The sequence below is a fragment of the Amycolatopsis sp. TNS106 genome, assembly GCF_019330265.1.
Classification (GTDB): domain Bacteria; phylum Actinomycetota; class Actinomycetes; order Mycobacteriales; family Pseudonocardiaceae; genus Amycolatopsis; species Amycolatopsis lurida.
On sequence record NZ_CP024972.1, the window covers coordinates 3420186 to 3436098 of the forward strand.

Annotated in this window: 18 protein-coding genes; 7 read left to right on the plus strand and 11 right to left on the minus strand. The window is 69.3% G+C overall.

Annotated elements, in window-relative coordinates; genetic code table 11:
* Positions 1-64 precede the first annotated feature (64 nt).
* The 7 genes from CVV72_RS15100 to CVV72_RS15130 are packed head-to-tail and all read right to left on the minus strand — an operon-like array spanning position 65 to position 6474.
* On the minus strand, positions 65-472 hold the full coding sequence (locus CVV72_RS15100; RefSeq protein ID WP_219153030.1) for a metal-sulfur cluster assembly factor: 408 nt from the start codon (positions 470-472) through the stop codon (positions 65-67).
* Positions 469-918 (minus strand): Fe-S cluster assembly sulfur transfer protein SufU, encoded by a 450-nt coding sequence (gene sufU, locus CVV72_RS15105; RefSeq protein ID WP_034311809.1) that lies wholly within the window; start codon positions 916-918, stop codon positions 469-471. Before sufU ends, CVV72_RS15100 begins: the two co-directional genes overlap by 4 nt.
* Positions 918-2207, minus strand: coding sequence for a cysteine desulfurase (locus tag CVV72_RS15110; protein ID WP_219153031.1), 1290 nt, complete (start codon positions 2205-2207; stop codon positions 918-920). Before CVV72_RS15110 ends, sufU begins: the two co-directional genes overlap by 1 nt.
* Positions 2208-2246: 39 nt before the next feature.
* Positions 2247-3017: a Fe-S cluster assembly ATPase SufC gene (gene sufC, locus CVV72_RS15115; RefSeq protein WP_063276055.1), complete on the minus strand. Its 771-nt coding sequence runs from the start codon at positions 3015-3017 to the stop codon at positions 2247-2249.
* Positions 3018-3053: 36 nt separating this feature from the next.
* Positions 3054-4226 (minus strand): Fe-S cluster assembly protein SufD, encoded by a 1173-nt coding sequence (sufD, locus tag CVV72_RS15120; protein WP_219153032.1) that lies wholly within the window; start codon positions 4224-4226, stop codon positions 3054-3056.
* 2 nt (positions 4227-4228) lie between these two features.
* Entirely contained in the window at positions 4229-5677 is a 1449-nt protein-coding gene (gene sufB / locus CVV72_RS15125; protein WP_038515497.1) for a Fe-S cluster assembly protein SufB, read from the minus strand.
* The gene (locus tag CVV72_RS15130) at positions 5674-6474 is read right to left on the minus strand and encodes a helix-turn-helix transcriptional regulator (protein ID WP_370641915.1); all 801 of its coding nucleotides are present in this window, start codon (positions 6472-6474) and stop codon (positions 5674-5676) included. The genes sufB and CVV72_RS15130 overlap by 4 nt, the downstream gene beginning before the upstream one ends.
* 256 nt (positions 6475-6730) lie before the next feature.
* Here CVV72_RS15130 and mptB point away from each other — a divergent pair, with 256 nt between their 5' ends.
* The 5 genes from mptB (at position 6731) to CVV72_RS15155 (ending at position 12155) form a co-directional block, all read left to right on the plus strand.
* A complete protein-coding gene (gene mptB, locus CVV72_RS15135; RefSeq protein ID WP_219153972.1) occupies positions 6731-8317 on the plus strand; it encodes a polyprenol phosphomannose-dependent alpha 1,6 mannosyltransferase MptB in 1587 nt (528 codons plus the stop codon).
* A 19-nt stretch (positions 8318-8336) separates the two neighbouring features.
* Entirely contained in the window at positions 8337-9263 is a 927-nt protein-coding gene (locus tag CVV72_RS15140) for an ABC transporter ATP-binding protein (RefSeq protein ID WP_219153033.1), read from the plus strand.
* Positions 9260-10060: an ABC transporter permease gene (locus CVV72_RS15145; RefSeq protein ID WP_219153034.1), complete on the plus strand. Its 801-nt coding sequence runs from the start codon at positions 9260-9262 to the stop codon at positions 10058-10060. The genes CVV72_RS15140 and CVV72_RS15145 overlap by 4 nt, the downstream gene beginning before the upstream one ends.
* A 64-nt stretch (positions 10061-10124) precedes the next feature.
* A complete protein-coding gene (locus tag CVV72_RS15150) occupies positions 10125-11093 on the plus strand; it encodes a heme A synthase (protein WP_219153035.1) in 969 nt (322 codons plus the stop codon).
* A gap of 114 nt (positions 11094-11207) precedes the next feature.
* On the plus strand, positions 11208-12155 hold the full coding sequence (locus tag CVV72_RS15155) for an acyl-CoA desaturase (RefSeq protein ID WP_219153036.1): 948 nt from the start codon (positions 11208-11210) through the stop codon (positions 12153-12155).
* Positions 12156-12277: 122 nt separating this feature from the next.
* Here the strand turns inward: CVV72_RS15155 and CVV72_RS15160 are convergent, their stop codons facing one another.
* Both CVV72_RS15160 and CVV72_RS15165 read right to left on the minus strand, forming a co-directional pair.
* A complete protein-coding gene (locus tag CVV72_RS15160; RefSeq protein ID WP_219153037.1) occupies positions 12278-13144 on the minus strand; it encodes a RimK family alpha-L-glutamate ligase in 867 nt (288 codons plus the stop codon).
* Positions 13141-13449, minus strand: a complete 309-nt coding sequence (locus tag CVV72_RS15165) for a hypothetical protein (protein WP_034311792.1) — start codon at positions 13447-13449, stop codon at positions 13141-13143. Before CVV72_RS15165 ends, CVV72_RS15160 begins: the two co-directional genes overlap by 4 nt.
* A 95-nt stretch (positions 13450-13544) precedes the next feature.
* Between CVV72_RS15165 and CVV72_RS15170 the strand changes: the two genes are divergently transcribed.
* Together CVV72_RS15170 and CVV72_RS15175 are read left to right on the plus strand one after the other, a co-directional pair.
* Positions 13545-14516 carry a quinone oxidoreductase gene (locus tag CVV72_RS15170; RefSeq protein WP_219153038.1) on the plus strand — a complete coding sequence of 324 codons (972 nt, stop codon included), beginning with the start codon at positions 13545-13547 and terminating at the stop codon, positions 14514-14516.
* Positions 14513-15040 carry a GNAT family N-acetyltransferase gene (locus CVV72_RS15175; protein WP_219153039.1) on the plus strand — a complete coding sequence of 176 codons (528 nt, stop codon included), beginning with the start codon at positions 14513-14515 and terminating at the stop codon, positions 15038-15040. Before CVV72_RS15170 ends, CVV72_RS15175 begins: the two co-directional genes overlap by 4 nt.
* A gap of 54 nt (positions 15041-15094) precedes the next feature.
* On the opposite strand, the gene CVV72_RS15180 is transcribed toward CVV72_RS15175, so the two are convergent.
* Positions 15095-15343, minus strand: coding sequence for a cold shock domain-containing protein (locus tag CVV72_RS15180; RefSeq protein WP_219153040.1), 249 nt, complete (start codon positions 15341-15343; stop codon positions 15095-15097).
* Positions 15343-15912, minus strand: a complete 570-nt coding sequence (locus tag CVV72_RS15185; protein WP_219153041.1) for an FKBP-type peptidyl-prolyl cis-trans isomerase — start codon at positions 15910-15912, stop codon at positions 15343-15345. The genes CVV72_RS15180 and CVV72_RS15185 overlap by 1 nt, the downstream gene beginning before the upstream one ends.
* Position 15913: the final 1 nt, after the last annotated feature.

A 15913-nucleotide genomic window follows, 5' to 3' on the forward strand; every position in this document is an offset into this window, starting at 1 on the left:
GCGCGTGAAGGCCTCCTTCCCTCGGCTGAGCCGAGGGAAGGAGGCCTTCACGCGCAAGCGAGAATCAGACGGTGAAGCCGAGCGCCCGCAGCTGTTCGCGGCCGTCGTCGGTGATCTTCTCCGGGCCCCACGGCGGCATCCAGACCCAGTTGATCCGGAAGTCCTTGACCAGGCCCGTTCCCCCGCCGACGAGGGCGGCTCCGGTCTGGTCCTCGATGACGTCGGTCAGCGGGCAGGCCGCCGAGGTCAGGGTCATGTCGATGGTGGCGGTGTTGTCCGCCTCGACCCGGATGTCGTAGACCAGCCCGAGGTCGACGACGTTGATGCCGAGTTCGGGGTCAACGACGTCACGCATCGCCTCTTCGACGTCCTCGACCTTCGCCACATCGGCGGCGTCCGGGGCGGCGGTGGTCTCGGCGTCGAGGTCGGCGGCCGTGCGCCCCTCGCGGGTTTCGGTCTGCTGTTCGGTCATGCCGTCTCAACTCCGTTGGTCGTGCGGGCGACGGCGTCCTTGAACGCCATCCACCCGAGCAGGGCGCATTTCACGCGGGCCGGGTACTTGGCCACGCCGGCGAAGGCGATGCCGTCCTCCAGCACTTCCTCGTCGGGTTCGATCTGCCCTTTGCCCTGCATCAGCTCGACGAAGGCGTCCATGGTGGTGAACGCCTCCTCCACGGTGTGCCCGACGACGAGATCCGTCAAGACCGACGTGGAAGCCTGGCTGATCGAGCAGCCCTGTCCCTCGTAGGAGACGTCGGCGACCTTCCCGTCGTCGACCTTCACCCGCAGCGTCACCTCGTCGCCGCAGGTCGGGTTGACCTGGAACGACTCGGCGTCGAACGGCTCGCGCAGGCCGCGGCCGTGCGGGTTCTTGTAGTGATCCAGGATGATCTCCTGGTACATGCTCTCCAGGTTCATCACGCCACCCCGAAGAACTTCTGCGCCTCACGTACACCGTTCACCAGCGCGTCCACTTCGGACAGGGTGTTGTAGACGTAGAACGACGCGCGCACGGTCGCGGGCACCGAGCAGGCCCGGTGCAGCGGCCACGCGCAGTGGTGCCCGACGCGGACGGCGACGCCGAGGCTGTCCAGCACCTGACCCGAGTCGTGCGGGTGGACGCCGTCGATGACGAACGACACCAGTCCGCCGCGGTCGGCCATGTCGGTGGGGCCGATGATCCGCACACCCGGGATCTCGCCGAGCCCGGCGAGCGCCGCCTCGGTGAGGAGGTGCTCGTGCGCGGCGACGCGGTCCATGCCGATCGCCGACAGGTAGTCGGCGGCCGCGCCGAGACCGACGGCCTGCGACGTCATCGGGGTGCCCGCTTCGAACCGCTGCGGCGGCGCGGCGAAGGTGGTCTGCTCCATGCGGACCAGCTCGATCATCGAGCCACCGGTCAGGAACGGCGGCATCGCTTCGAGCAGCTCACGGCGGCCGTAAAGGACACCGATGCCGTAGGGGCCGACCATCTTGTGCCCGGCGAAGGCGGCGAAGTCGACGTCGAGGGCGTGCAGGTCCACCGGGAAATGCGGCACCGACTGGCAGGCGTCCAGCACGACCAGCGCGCCGACCTTGCGGGCCTTCTTCACCAGGAACTCGACCGGGTTGATCGTGCCGAGCACGTTGGACTGGTGCGTGAACGCGAGCACCTTGGTCCGCTCGGTGATCAGCTCGTCCACAGTGGACAGATCGAGGCGGCCGTCCGCGGTGACGGAGAACCACTTCAGCGTCGCACCGGTGCGCTGACAGAGCTGCTGCCACGGCACCAGGTTCGCGTGGTGCTCCATCTCGGTGATGACGATCTCGTCGCCGGGACCGATCTTGAACCGCTCGGCGCCGGGACCGGCCGTGGCGGCGTTGCTCATCGCGTAGGCGACGAGGTTGATGCCCTCGGTGGCGTTCTTGGTGAACACCAGCTCGTGCGGGGAGGCGCCGACGAACTCCGCGATCCGCACGCGGGCGGACTCGTAGGCGTCGGTCGCCTCCTCGGCGAGCTGGTGCGCGCCGCGGTGCACCGCGGCGTTCGAGGTCTCCAGGAACCGGCGCTCGGCTTCGAGCACCTGCACCGGTTTCTGGGACGTCGCACCGGAATCCAGATACACCAAGGGTTTCCCGTCCCGCACCGTGCGGGTCAGGATCGGGAAGTCGGCCCTGATGGCCGCTACGTCCAGCGGTACAGCAGAGTTAGCCGTGGTGGTGGTCATCGGGCCAACTCCTCTCGGTGTAGTCGTGAAGTTCAGTGATCAGACGGCGGCGGTCTCGGCGGAGCCGGTGTACTTGACGTACCCGTTCTCCTCCAGCTCGTCCGCGAGCTCACGGCCACCGGACTCGACGATCTTGCCGCCCGCGAAGACGTGCACGAAGTCGGGCGTGATGTGCCGCAGGATCCGCGTGTAGTGCGTGATCAGCATGACGCCGGCGTCGTTGTTGGCCTTGAATTCGTTGACGCCCTCGGACACGACGCGCAGCGCGTCGACGTCGAGGCCGGAGTCGGTCTCGTCGAGGATGGCGATCTTCGGCTTGAGCAGCGCCAGCTGCAGGATCTCGTGGCGCTTCTTCTCGCCGCCGGAGAAGCCCTCGTTCACCGAACGCTCGGCGAACTCGGACGAGATCTCCAGCTTGCCCATCTCGTCCTTGACCTCCTTGACCCAGTGGCGCAGCTTGGGGGCCTCGCCACGGACCGCGGTGGCCGCGGTGCGGAGGAAGTTGGACATGGACACGCCCGGCACCTCGACCGGGTACTGCATGGCGAGGAACAGGCCCGCGCGGGCACGCTCGTCGACGCTCATCTCGAGCACGTCCTCACCGTCGAGCAGGACCTGCCCGGAGGTGACTTCGTACTTGGGGTGGCCGGCGATGGCGTAGGACAGCGTGGACTTGCCCGAACCGTTGGGGCCCATGATCGCGTGGGTCTCGCCCGACTTGATGGTCAGGTTGACGCCCTTGAGGATCTCCTTGGGGCCCTCCTCGGTCGTGACCGAGGCGTGCAGATCCTTGATTTCCAGCGTAGGCATTTCTTTCCTAAAAGTCTCTTGTGGACGGACGCGCGCTCAGGCGCCGACAGCTTCGAGTTCGGCTTCGATCGCGGCCTCGAGACGCTCGCGCACCTCGGGAACGCCGATCTTGACCAGGATCTCGTGGAAGAACCCGCGGACGACCAGGCGGCGCGCGGCGTCTTCGCCGATTCCGCGCGACTGGAGGTAGAACAACTGCTCGTCGTCGAACCTTCCCGTCGCGCTCGCGTGGCCCGCGCCTTCGATCTCGCCGGTCTCGATCTCCAGGTTCGGGATCGAGTCCGCCCGCGCGCCCGGCGTCAGCACCAGGTTGCGGTTGAGCTCGTAGGTGTCGGTGGCCTCGGCGGCCGCCCGGATCAGCACGTCGCCGACCCACACGGTGTGCGCGCCGTCGCCCTGCAGCGCGCCCTTGTACATCACGCGGGACTTGCAGTTCGGCACCGCGTGGTCGACGAAGAGACGGTGCTCCTGGTGCTGTGCTTCGTCCGCGAAGTACAGGCCGAGCATCTCGACGTCGCCGCCCTTGTCGGCGAAGGTCGCCGTCGGCGAGACGCGGACGAGGTCACCGCCCAGGGTGATGACGATGTGCTTGAGCGTGGCGTCGCGGCCGAGCTTGAGGTGCTGCTCGGAGACGTGCACCGCGTCGTCGGCCCAGTCCTGGACGCTGACGACGGTCACGTTCGCCGAATCGCCGATGACGAACTCGACGTTGTCGGCGTAGGTGCCGGAGCCGGCGTGGTCGAGGACGATGACGGCCTCGGAGAACTGCTCGGCGCGCACCTGCACGTGCCCGTACGCGACCTTGCCCTCGCCGGGGCCGGTGATCTTCACCGTCGACGGCTTGGACGTCTTCGTCTCCTTGGGCACCGTGATGACGGTGGCCTCGGTGAACGAGGAGTACGCCTGCGCGGCGATCCGGTCGCTCGGGACACCGGCGGCGCCGAGGCGCTCGTCGTCCCGGCCGACCTGCTCGATCTTCAGTTCGGGCGCGGCGTCGGCGTCCACTGTGGCCGAACCCGAAGCGGCGGCGGACCCGTCGTGCAGGCCGCGCAGCCGCTTCATCGGAGTGAAACGCCAGTTCTCCTCACGACCGCCGGGGACCTCGAAGGCCTCGACGTCGTAGGAGGTGAAGCGCTCCGCGCGAGAGGTCGCCGGAATGACGACCCCTTCGCGCATCGCTTCGGAAACGTTGTTCTCGGTAACCGACATGACTAGCCGACGGACCCTTCCATCTGAAGCTCGATCAGGCGGTTCAGCTCGAGCGCGTACTCCATCGGCAGCTCACGCGCGATGGGCTCGACGAACCCGCGCACGATCATCGCCATGGCCTCGGCCTCGTCGAGACCGCGCGACATGAGGTAGAACATCTGGTCTTCGCTGACCTTCGAGACGGTCGCCTCGTGGCCCATGGAGACCTCGTCGTTGCGGATGTCGACGTACGGGTACGTGTCCGAACGCGAGATCGTGTCGACGAGCAGCGCGTCACAGACGACGCTGGACCGCGAGTGGTGCGCCCGCTTCGCGACCTTGACCAGGCCGCGGTACGAGGTGCGGCCACCGCCGCGCGCCACCGACTTCGACACGATGGTCGAGGAGGTGTGCGGCGCCAGGTGCTCCATCTTCGCGCCGGCGTCCTGGTGCTGGCCCTCGCCCGCGAACGCGACCGAGAGGACCTCGCCCTTGGCGTGCTCGCCCATGAGGAACACGGACGGGTACTTCATCGTGACCTTGGAGCCGATGTTGCCGTCGATCCACTCCATGGTCGCGCCCTCTTCGCACTTGGCGCGCTTGGTGACCAGGTTGTAGACGTTGTTCGACCAGTTCTGGATGGTCGTGTAGCGGCAGCGGGCACCCTTCTTCACGATGATCTCCACGACCGCCGAGTGCAGCGAGTCGGACTGGTAGATCGGCGCGGTGCAACCCTCGACGTAGTGCACGTAGGCGTCTTCGTCGACGATGATCAGGGTCCGCTCGAACTGACCCATGTTCTCGGTGTTGATGCGGAAGTACGCCTGCAGCGGGATGTCCACCTTGACGCCCTTGGGCACGTAGATGAACGAACCGCCGGACCACACCGCGGTGTTCAGCGCGGAGAACTTGTTGTCCCCGGCCGGGATCACGGAGCCGAAGTACTCCTTGAAGATCTCCGGGTGCTCCTTGAGCGCGGTGTCGGTGTCCAGGAACAGGACGCCCTGGGCCTCCAGGTCCTCGCGGATCTGGTGGTAGACGACCTCGGACTCGTACTGCGCGGCGACACCGGCGACGAGGCGCTGCTTCTCCGCCTCGGGGATGCCCAGCTTGTCGTACGTGTTCTTGATGTCCTCGGGCAGGTCTTCCCAGGAAGTGGCCTGCTTCTCCGTGGACCGCACGAAGTACTTGATGTTGTCGAAGTCGATCCCGGAGAGGTCCGCACCCCAGTTGGGCATCGGCTTCAAGTCGAAAAGCTTGAGCGCCTTGAGTCGCGCTTCGCGCATCCACTCCGGCTCGGACTTCTTCGAGGAGATGTCGGTGACGACGTCCTCGTTCAGTCCGCGACGGGCCGTTGAGCCCGCCTCGTCGGAGTCCGCCCAGCCGAACGCGTACTTGCCAAGGGACTCGATGGTCTCTTCCTGGCTCATGGGCGCGGTGGTGGGAGTGCGCTGCTCGGCAGCGGCAGTCATGCGGGTTTCCCTCCATTCGGGATCCGTGCTGTGCGCCCTGGGGAGGGCGCCGTGCTTCCCGGCCCGGGTGTGGCCGGGTGACCCGCCGAGATGACGGGTACGTGTGTGGTGCACGCGTTGTCACCGCGTGCGATGGTCGCCAGCCGCTGGACGTGAGTACCCAGAAGTTCCGCGAAAGCCTCTGTCTCGGCTTCACACAACTGAGGGAACTCGGCGGCGACGTGGGCGACCGGGCAATGGTGCTGGCAGAGCTGTTCGCCGACACCGACCTGACGGGTCGACGCAGCGTAACCCTCCCTGGTCAGCGCCGCAGCGAGGGCCTCGGCCCGCGCGGCGGGATCCGTGTGCTTGGTGATCGCGTCCTGGTGCGGGCCGACCAGCGAGGCGACCCGAGCCTCCGCGAAGGCCTTCACGGCGTCTTCCCCGGCGTGTTCGGCGAGGAACCGGATGGCCGAGGACGCGAGGTCGTCGTAGGCGTGCCCGAACCGGGCGCGGCCGGCTTCGGTGAGCAGGAAGTTCTTGGCAGGACGGCCTCGACCGCGAGGGCCGCGGCGGGGCGCGTCGCGGGTTTCGGCCTCGCCGTCGGCGAGCAGCGCGTCGAGATGACGGCGAACGGCGGCGGCGCTGATCCCCAGCTGCTCGGCCACCACGACGGCGGTCATCGGACCCTGTTCCAGCAGCAAGCGGGCCACTTCGTGCCTGGTCCGGCCCTCGGGGCCGACCTGCGCGGGGACAGGCTGGACCTCGGCGCGGGGCATGTCGCCACCGGCCTCGTCCTGCGTCCCCGTCTTTTTCACAACACAAGTGTGACGTATTTCCGGGGAGACGGCAAAGAGGGGTGCCTCACGGAGTGGCGTGGGTCACTTCACGCCGACACCGACGCAAGTAGATGGCGGATTGCGATCCTTGCACGCGCAACTACCGCAACCAGGTGCCGAGTTGCGTTGTTCCCGGCATCGCTACCCTTCGTTCGTGGCAGAGGGCGATCACCCGGCGCAGCGGGGCACGGACGGGGCGGAGCCGGAAGACCGGGCCGTGGGGTCGTCGGGGTCGGTGGCGACGCTCGTCCCCGGGCGCCCGCACGATCCGGAACCCCTGGACGACAAGGAACTGCGCGGGCTGAACGTGGTCCGCCGGTTCGGCGCGGTCGGCTCCCTGTTCCTCGCGCTCGGCTCGCTCGGCGCGGGCGCCGCACCGGTGATCAACCCGGTGCAGGAGATCCCGGTCCTGCGGCTGTTCACCCGCATCCCCATGGTCTCGCTCGCGATGGGCCTGGCGGGCATGGCGATCATCGTGCTCAGCTGGCTGCTGCTCGGCCGGTTCGCGCAGCCCGCGCGCCGCCGCCTCGCCACCCAGGGCCAGCTCGCCCGCACCATCGCGCTCTGGTGTGCGCCGCTGCTGTTCATCCCGCCGCTGTTCTCCCGCGACGTCTACAGCTATCTCGCGCAGAGCGAGATCGTCGCCCGCGGGATGGACCCGTACTCCCTCGGCCCGGCCGAAGCCCTCGGCGTCTCCGACCCGCTGACCTCGGGTGTCTCCAACATGTGGCGCGAGACCCCGGCGCCCTACGGCCCGCTGCTGCTGCGCCTCGGCGGCTGGCTCGCCCCGCTGAGCAGCGGCAACATCGTCACCGGAGTCTTGCTGCAGCGCGGGCTCGCGCTGATCGGCGTCATCCTGATCATCTGGGCGCTGCCCCGGCTGGCCCGGCGGTTCGGCGTGCAGCCCGCGACCGCGCTGTGGCTCGGCGCCGCGAACCCGCTGCTGATCTTCCACTTCGTCGCGGGCGCCCACAACGACGCGCTCGCGATCGGGCTGATGGTGGCCGGGCTGGAGGTCGGCCTCCAGCGGATGCCGGTGCGGTTCAAGAACGACGAGCCGCCCCCGCTGGCCAGAGGCGAGCTGCTGTACATCGGGCTCGGGGTCGTGCTCATCACCCTCGGCGTCGCGGTGAAGATCAACGCGATCCTGGCGCTGCCGTTCTTCACGGTGATGGTGGCCAGACGCTGGCACGGCCGGATCAAGGACCTGGTCACCGCCGCGGTGCCGATGGCGCTGCTGTTCGGCGTGACGCTGGTGGCGGTCTGTTACGGCACCGGCCTCGGCTTCGGCTGGGTCGGCGCGCTCGGCACGCCGGGCCTGGTCCGCTCGTGGATCTCGCCGACGTCGGAACTCGCCGCGCTCGGCGGCGTCCTCGGCATCGCGCTCGGCCTCGGCAACCACACCAACGCGATGGTGCCGATCCTCGGCACGCTCGGCTATCTCGTCGCGGGCGCGGTGACGGTCAAGTTCCTGTGGGACAGCTTCAAATGGCGCTACCGCCCGATCATCGGCCTCGGTGTCTCCCTCGGCGCGGTGATGGTGCTGCACGTCGCGCTCCAGCCCTGGTACCTGCTGTGGGCGATCATCCCGCTCGCCGCGGCGGCGGGGACCTCGCGGTTCCGCATCGCCGCGACGATCGTCACCGCCGTCCTGCCGTTCCTCCTGCCGACGACCGGAAGCACCTTCGAGGGCCGAGGTTTCGTCCTGCCGTTCGCGTGGGCCGCCGCCGGGGTCGTCACGCTGCTGGGGCTGTTCATCGTCCACCGCCTCTCACCACTGCTGCTGTCCAGACCGTCCCCGGAGCATTCGGTCCCCGCGTGAGGCCGTATCGTGACCTGTCGTGAACGCCCCCGCCGTCGAGATCACCGGGCTGGTGAAACGCTACGGATCCACCACCGCCGTCGATGGACTCGACCTGCGGATGGAACGTGGCGCACTGCTCGCTCTGCTCGGCCCGAACGGGGCCGGCAAGACCACCACCGTCGAGATCTGCGAAGGCTTCCTGCGGCCTGATGACGGCGAAGTCCGCGTGCTGGGCCTGGACCCGGCGCGCGACGGCGCCGCGCTGCGGCCCCGGATCGGCGTGATGCCCCAGGGCGGCGGCGCGTATCCCGGCGTCCGCGCCGACGAGATGCTCGGGCTGGTCGCCGCGTGTGCGGCGAACCCGCTCGACCCCGCCTGGCTGCTGGACGTCCTCGGCCTTTCCGGAGCGCGGAAGACGCCGTTCAAACGGCTTTCCGGCGGTCAGCAGCAACGGCTCTCGCTCGCCTGCGCGCTCGTCGGACGGCCCGAACTGCTCTTCCTCGACGAACCGACGGCGGGGATGGACCCGCAGGCCCGCCGCCTGGTCTGGGACCTGCTCGCGGCGCTGCGCGCGGACGGGGTCAGCGTGCTGCTCACCACGCACCTGATGGAGGAAGCCGAAACGCTGGCCGACACCGTGGTGATCATCGACCACGGCAAGGTCGTCGTCGAAGGTTCCCCGCAGTCGCTGACCGTCGAAGCCGGTGAGACCGCGCAGCTGCGGTTCAAGGCACGGACGCGGCTCGACACCGCGCTGCTGACCGCCGCCCTGCCCGAGGGCCACCTCGTCCACGAATCGGCGCCGGGGACGTATCTCGTCGAGGGCGCGATCGACCCGCAGGTGGTGTCGACGGTGACGGCGTGGTGCGCGCAGCAGGGTGTCATGCCCGAGGAACTGCAGGTCGGCAGGCGCACGCTGGAAGAGGTCTTCCTGGAGCTGACCGGACGGGAACTGCGCGCATGACCACGACGCCCACCCCCCGATTCGCCCCGGGCACGTTCACCCCCGCCCCCGGCCGCGGTTCGCTCGGCAAAATGCTCCGCACGCACGCGAAGGTCGAAGCGAGCCTGACGCTGCGCCACGGCGAGCAGATCCTGCTGACCCTGCTGATCCCGCTCGCGCTGCTGATCGGCTTGTCGCTGCTGGACATCCTGCCGTCGTCGCAACTCGGCGACTCGTCCAAAGTGGACTGGATCACGCCGAGGATCCTGGCGCTGGCGGTGATGTCTTCGGCGTTCACCGGACAGGCCATCGCGCTGGGCTTCGACCGCCGTTACGGGGTCCTCAAACGACTTTCCGCCACCGCGCTGCCCCGCTGGCTGCTCGTCGCGGGCCGGGTCGCCGCCGCGCTGGTCGTGGTGGCGCTGCAGGCGGTGATCCTCGGTGGCGTCGCCGCGCTGCTGGGCTGGTCGCCGTCGCTGGGCGGGCTTCTCGGCGCGATCCCGTTCTTGATCGTCGGCACGCTCGCGTTCGGCGCGCTGGGCCTGTTGCTCGGCGGGGCGCTGCGCGCGGAGGCCGTGCTGGCGCTGGCGAACATCGTCTGGTTCGTGCTGCTGCTCGCGGGTGGCATCCTGCTGGCGCCGTCGACCATGCCGTCCGGCGTCGCGTGGATCGTCGAACTGCTGCCCTCGGGCGCGCTCGCCGAAGGCCTGCGCTCGGTCTTGCTGGACGGCTCGTTCGGCTGGGGCCCGTTCGCGGTGCTCGTCGGTTGGGGTGTCGTCGCCGGTGCGCTGGCGAGCAAGACCACCAAGCTGACCTGAGGCGGCCGACACAGCGGGTCCGGCCGGTGGAACGCTCTCAGGAAGGGCGTTCTAGCATCGGACGGTGCCGTTCCAGAGCCTTGTAGCGCGTCTGCCGTATCCCTCGTTCGCGGTCCAGCGAGCGGTCGCGATAGCGGCGGTGATCGCGCAGGCCGGAATCGGCGTCACCGGCTCGGTCGTCCGGGTGACGGGTTCGGGCCTCGGCTGCCCGACCTGGCCGCAGTGCGTCGAAGGCAGCATCGTGCCCGTCGCGCACCCCGAGCTGGACATGCTCACCCAGTGGATCGAGTTCAGCAACCGGTTGCTGACCGGCGTGGTCATCCTGGTCGCCGCGCTGTGCGTGATCACCGCGTGGCGGGTGCAGATCGAGCACCCGAGCCGGCGCCGTCTGGTGAAGCTGGCCTGGACGATGCCCGCCGGCGTGATGCTGCAGGCCGTCGTCGGCGGGATCACCGTGCTCGCGAAACTCGAATGGTGGACCGTCGCGCTCCACTTCCTGGCCTCCACCCCCCTGGTCTGGCTCGCGGTCCTGCTGCTGCGCGCGTTCAAGGAGGGCGACGAGCCCGCCCGCTGGCTGATCCCGGACGCGGGCCGCAAGACGCTGATCGTCCTCGCCGCGGCCATGTGGGCCGTCCTCGCGGCGGGGACCACCGTGACCGGGGCGGGCCCGCACGGCGGCGACCCCGGCACCCACCGGCTCCAGGCCCCGATCGAGACGCTCACCCAGATCCACGGTGGACTGCTGGTGGTCTACCTGATCGTGCTGGCCGTCTTCGGGCTCCAGCTGATGCGTGGCGAGACGCCGAAGCAGCTGTGGAAGCGGTACACCATCGTGTGGGTCGTCGCGGTCCTTCAGGGCGTCGTGGGATCGGTGCAGTACGCCCTCGGTGTGCCGGAGGCGCTGGTCTCGTTCCACGTCCTCGGCTCCGCGCTGGTGATCATCTCGACCGCGGCACTGTGGTGTGGTTCACGCGACCGTGGTGCCGCGCCGGTTTCGCCCGCCGCTGACCGGGAACTCGCCACTTCGAACTGACCCCCTGGCAAACCGGACGTAACCCCCGGGCGGCGTGCTCGCCAGACACTGCCCTTACGCTGCGCTCGGTGCCCCGCACGGGGGTCACCACCGAGTCGAGGCACGAGGTGTCGTATGACCGCCAGCACCGAGCCGGACGCACCGGCCAGTCCGTCCAAACCCCTGATCTCCCACCGGCGAGGCTCCGGGGAGATGCTGATCCTCAAGACCTTCCTGCTGGTCCCGTTCGTGGCGCTGCTCGCCGCCGTGCCGATCGTGTGGGGCTGGGGTATGACCTGGGTCGATCTGGCGCTCGCGGCCGTGTTCTACACCGTCGGGACGCTCGGGGTGACCGTCGGATACCACCGCTACTTCACCCACGGAGCCTTCAAGGCGGGGCGTCCGCTGCGCGTGGCGCTCGCCATCGCCGGCAGTTTCGCGGTGCAGGGTTCGGTCATCTTCTGGGTGGCCAGCCACCGCCGCCACCATGCCTTCGCCGACCGCGAAGGCGACCCGCACTCCCCCTGGCTGTTCGGGACGTCGCCCTCGGCGCTGCTGCGCGGTTTCTGGCACGCGCATATGGGCTGGATGTTCAGCCGCGAGGTGACCAACTACGACCGGTTCGCTCCGGACCTGGTGGCCGACAAGGACCTTCGCGTGGTGAATCGCTACTTCTGGCTGTGGATCACGCTGAGCCTCGCGCTGCCCGCGGTGCTCGGCGGGCTGCTCAGCTGGTCGTGGTGGGGTGTGGTGACCGGGTTCTTCTGGGCCGGGCTGGTCCGGATCGCGTTCCTGCACCACGTCACCTGGTCGGTGAACTCGATCTGCCACCTGGTCGGCGAGCGCCCGTTCGCCAGCCGTGACAAGGCGGCGAACTTCTGGCCGCTGGCGATCCTGTCCATGGGCGAGTCGTGGCACAACTCCCACCACGCCGACCCGACCTGCGCGCGGCACGGTGTCCTGCGCGGACAGGTCGACGTGTCGGCGCGGGTGATCTGGCTGTTCGAGAAGTTCGGCTGGGCACGCGACGTGCGGTGGCCGAAGCCGGAGCGTTTGGCCGCCAAACGTGTGAAACCCGCCTGACGCCACCCGTCGCAATTAGTCATCTACTTGCGACGGCTGTCCCACCCGCGGCCGCTATGAACGGGCCGTTCCTTGCGAAATTTGCAAGGAACGGCCCGTTCATAGCATCGCGAGGGGGCGGGTCAGGCGAGTTGCTGCCGGACGGCGGAGGCGAAACGCCAGGCCGCGGCGGCGTCGGTCTGGCGGAACCCGAGCGAAGGCTCGACAAGCTCCAATTCCAGCAGCAGCGGCCGTCCGTCCGGCCCGGCGACGAGGTCGACGCGCGCGTAGAGCAGCTCCGCGCGCAGGATGCCCAGCAGCGCCGCCGTCGCGTCCAAAGCGTCTTCGGCCAGCGCGCGGAACGCGGCCGCGGGCTGCACGGGGGCGAGCTTTTCCGTCACGTACAGCCCGGACTCGTCGAGTTCCCGGCCCAGCATCGCGGCTTTCGAGAACGCGTGCGAGTACACGCCGCCGAAGTACACCAGCGCGATCTCGCCTTCACTGTCCACACTGGACTGATACGGCTGGAGCAGCACGGTGCTGCCGTCGGCTTGCAGCCCGGAGAGATGTGCGGCGGCCGCGTCGCCCGCGGTGAACCGGCCCGCGCCTCGCGAACCGGCACCGACCGCGGGCTTCAGCACGAATTCGCCCTTGGGCCAGCGCGGGGCCTTGTCGTCCGGCGCGATCAGGGTCGTCGGCACGACCGCGACCCCGGCGTCGCCGAGTTCGGCCAGGTAGGACTTGTCGGTGTTCCACCGCACGACGTCGGCCGAATTGGCCAAGGCCGGCACGGATTCGGTCCAGGACAGGAACTCGTCGCGGCGCTCGGCGTAGTCCCAGGTGGCGCGCAGCACCACGATGTCCGCGGCGCCGAAGTCGACGGTCGTGTCGTCCCAGGCGGCCCAGCGGGTCTTGAAGCCGAGGTCGGCCAGCGCCTCGGGTACCGCGTGCTCGTCGCCGTCGCCTTCCGGCAGGCTGGAGCAGGCGACGAAGATCGCGGAGCCGCTCACTTCCCCGCCATCCGGCGGCGGTGCTCGGCGCCGATCTTGGTGGCCTTCACGGTCTCGCTGTCCCACTCGGCGGGCTCGAGGTCTTCGACGGCCTCGACCAGTGCCTCGCCCGCCTCCACGGAGGTGACGACGACGTCGCCGAGCGCGCCGTCGGCGCCCACGAGCACGACGCGCGCGCCGACCCGGCCGATGTTCTCCACCACCGCGCGCGACGGCTTCCCGTGCCGCTTCACGAAGTCGCGGGCGGCCGCGACCTGGCGCGACGTCGGGGCGGCGGTCTCGGTCTTCTCTTCGGTCTCAGCCACGCGCCGAGCTTAACCGCGAAAGGCCCGGGACGCGGAATAACCGTGGCGTCGGCCATAGTTGTGCCGGTCGGAACGACCTTGAACGAGGAGGATGTATGCCCGCGGCAGTGCAGATCCGGCGAACCGGTGGCCCCGAAGTCCTTGAGCTGTCCGAAGTCGAGGTCGGCGAACCCGGTTCCGGCGAACTGCTCGTGGACGTCGCGGCGGCGGGCGTCAACTACATCGACACCTATCACCGCGAGGGCATCTACCCGGTCGACACGCCGTTCATCCTGGGCATGGAGGGCGCCGGCACGGTGGCCGCGGTCGGCGCGGACGTCACCGGTTTCGCCGTCGGCGATCGCGTCGCCTGGCAGGGTTCACTGGGCAGCTACGCCCAGCGCCGCGTGCTCCCCGCCGCGATCGCGGTGAAGATCCCGGACGGCGTGACGGAGGAGACCGCCGCCGCCACGATGCTCCAGGGTGTCACCGCGCACGCGCTGATCGCCTCGACCTACGAGGTCAAGGCCGGGGACGACGTGCTGATCCACGCCGCGGCGGGCGGGATGGGCCTGCTGCTGGTCCAGCTGGCCAAGGCCCGCGGCGCCCGGGTCATCGGCACCGTCTCCACCGACGAGAAGGCCGAACTCGCCAAGCAGGCGGGCGCGGACGACGTCATCCGCTACGACCAGGTCGACTTCGCCGAGGCCGTCCGCGACCTCACCCGCGGCAAGGGCGTCGAGGTCGTCTACGACGGGGTCGGCAAGTCCACTGTGGACGGCAGCCTGGCGAGCCTGAAGATCCGCGGCCTGCTCGCCCTCTACGGCGCGGCCAGCGGCCCGGTCCCGCCGATCGACCCGCAGCTGCTCAACCGCAGCGGCTCGGTGTACCTCACCCGCCCGACCTCCGCGCACTACGTGCTCACCCGCGAGGAACTGGAGTGGCGCGTGAACGAACTGTTCGCCGCGGTCCAGGACGGCTCGCTGAACATCCGGATCGGCGGCCGCTACCCGCTGGCCGACGCGCGTCAGGCGCACGAAGACCTCCAGGGCCGCCGCACCACCGGCAAGCTCCTGCTGATCCCGTGACGACGCTCTGGCCGGAGGACGTCCGGCTCATCGGTGAAGGGCTCGTTCTCCGGGAGTGGGCCGAAGACGACATCGCGTTCATGCCGGGGCTGTTCGACAATCCCGCTGTCGCGCGGTTCACGCCGCTGCCTTCGCCGTTCGACGAGGTGGCGGCGAAGGCCCATTACGCGAAGTCCGTCGCCCGCCGCGAGGAGGGCAACGGACTTCGGCTCGCCATCACGGCCGAAGGCGGCGAGCCGCTCGGCGAAGTGGTGCTGTTCCTGAAGGAGGACTCAGCCGAACTCGGGTACGCCGTCGGTCCCGCCCACCGCGGGCGGGATCTGGCCGCGCGGGCTTTGCGGGTCATCACCGCTCACGCGCTGGACCTCGGGCTCGGACCGCTCCAGCTGAAGATCGACGCCGAGAACGCGGCCAGCCAGGCCGTCGCTCGCCGGGTCGGCTACGTCCTGACCGACGCGCCGCCGGAGACGAAGGTCGAGAAGGGGCTGGAGATCAACCTGCTCACCTGGGAGTACGCCGGCTGACCAGGAAGTCCGTGAAGGCCCCCTTGAGGGACCCTGGGTCCCTCAAGGAGGCCTTCACGGACTTGCGGCGCGGACCCAGAGCGCCCGCAGCCGGAACTCGTCCTGTTCCGCGTGCTCGACGGTCAGCTCGACCTCGTCGCCCACGCGAAGCTGCCGGAATTCACCGGGGCCGAAGCCCTCCAGCATCGCGTAGTGGGCCCAGATCGGGTCGGCGAAATCGGCCGACTCGACCACTCCCCAGCCCTCGTCCACCAGCCAGGAACGAACCGTTCCTCGGTGGACGCGGCCGTCGGAAGTCCCCATCAGCCCTTGTCGGTCGGGACGCTCACCGCGTCGGTCACGAACACCAGGGTCTCGTTCGGCGCGATACCGTTGCCGCCCTGGCCGTAGCCGAGGTCCGGCGGGATGATCAGCAGCCGCCGCGCACCCTGCTTGATCCCTTCGAGGCCCTTGTCCCAGCCCTGGATGACCATGCCGGCGCCGAGCGTCAGCTCGAACGGTTCACCGCGGTCGAACGAGCTGTCGAGCTTCTGCTTGTTGGACCAGGTGACCAGCGAATAGTTCATCTTCAGGTTCGCGCCTGCCTTGGCGCCCTCACCGGTGCCGGGCTCAAGATCCTTGGTGATGAGCTTCTTCGGCGGGTCGCAGTCGTCCGGGATGGTGATGGTCGGCGCCTCGCCGAACTTCCCTGTGGTCTTCACGTCCTCGGCCGTGCATTCCTTGCCCTTCGGGGCGGCCGGAGCCGACGACGACGCCGACGCGGGGGCCGCGCCGGAGGTCTGGGCCGAACCTGCGGTGTTCTGTTTCTCGCCACAGGCCGCCAGGGCGAGGACGCCCGCGCCGATGACCACGATCTTGCCGAATGTGCGCATG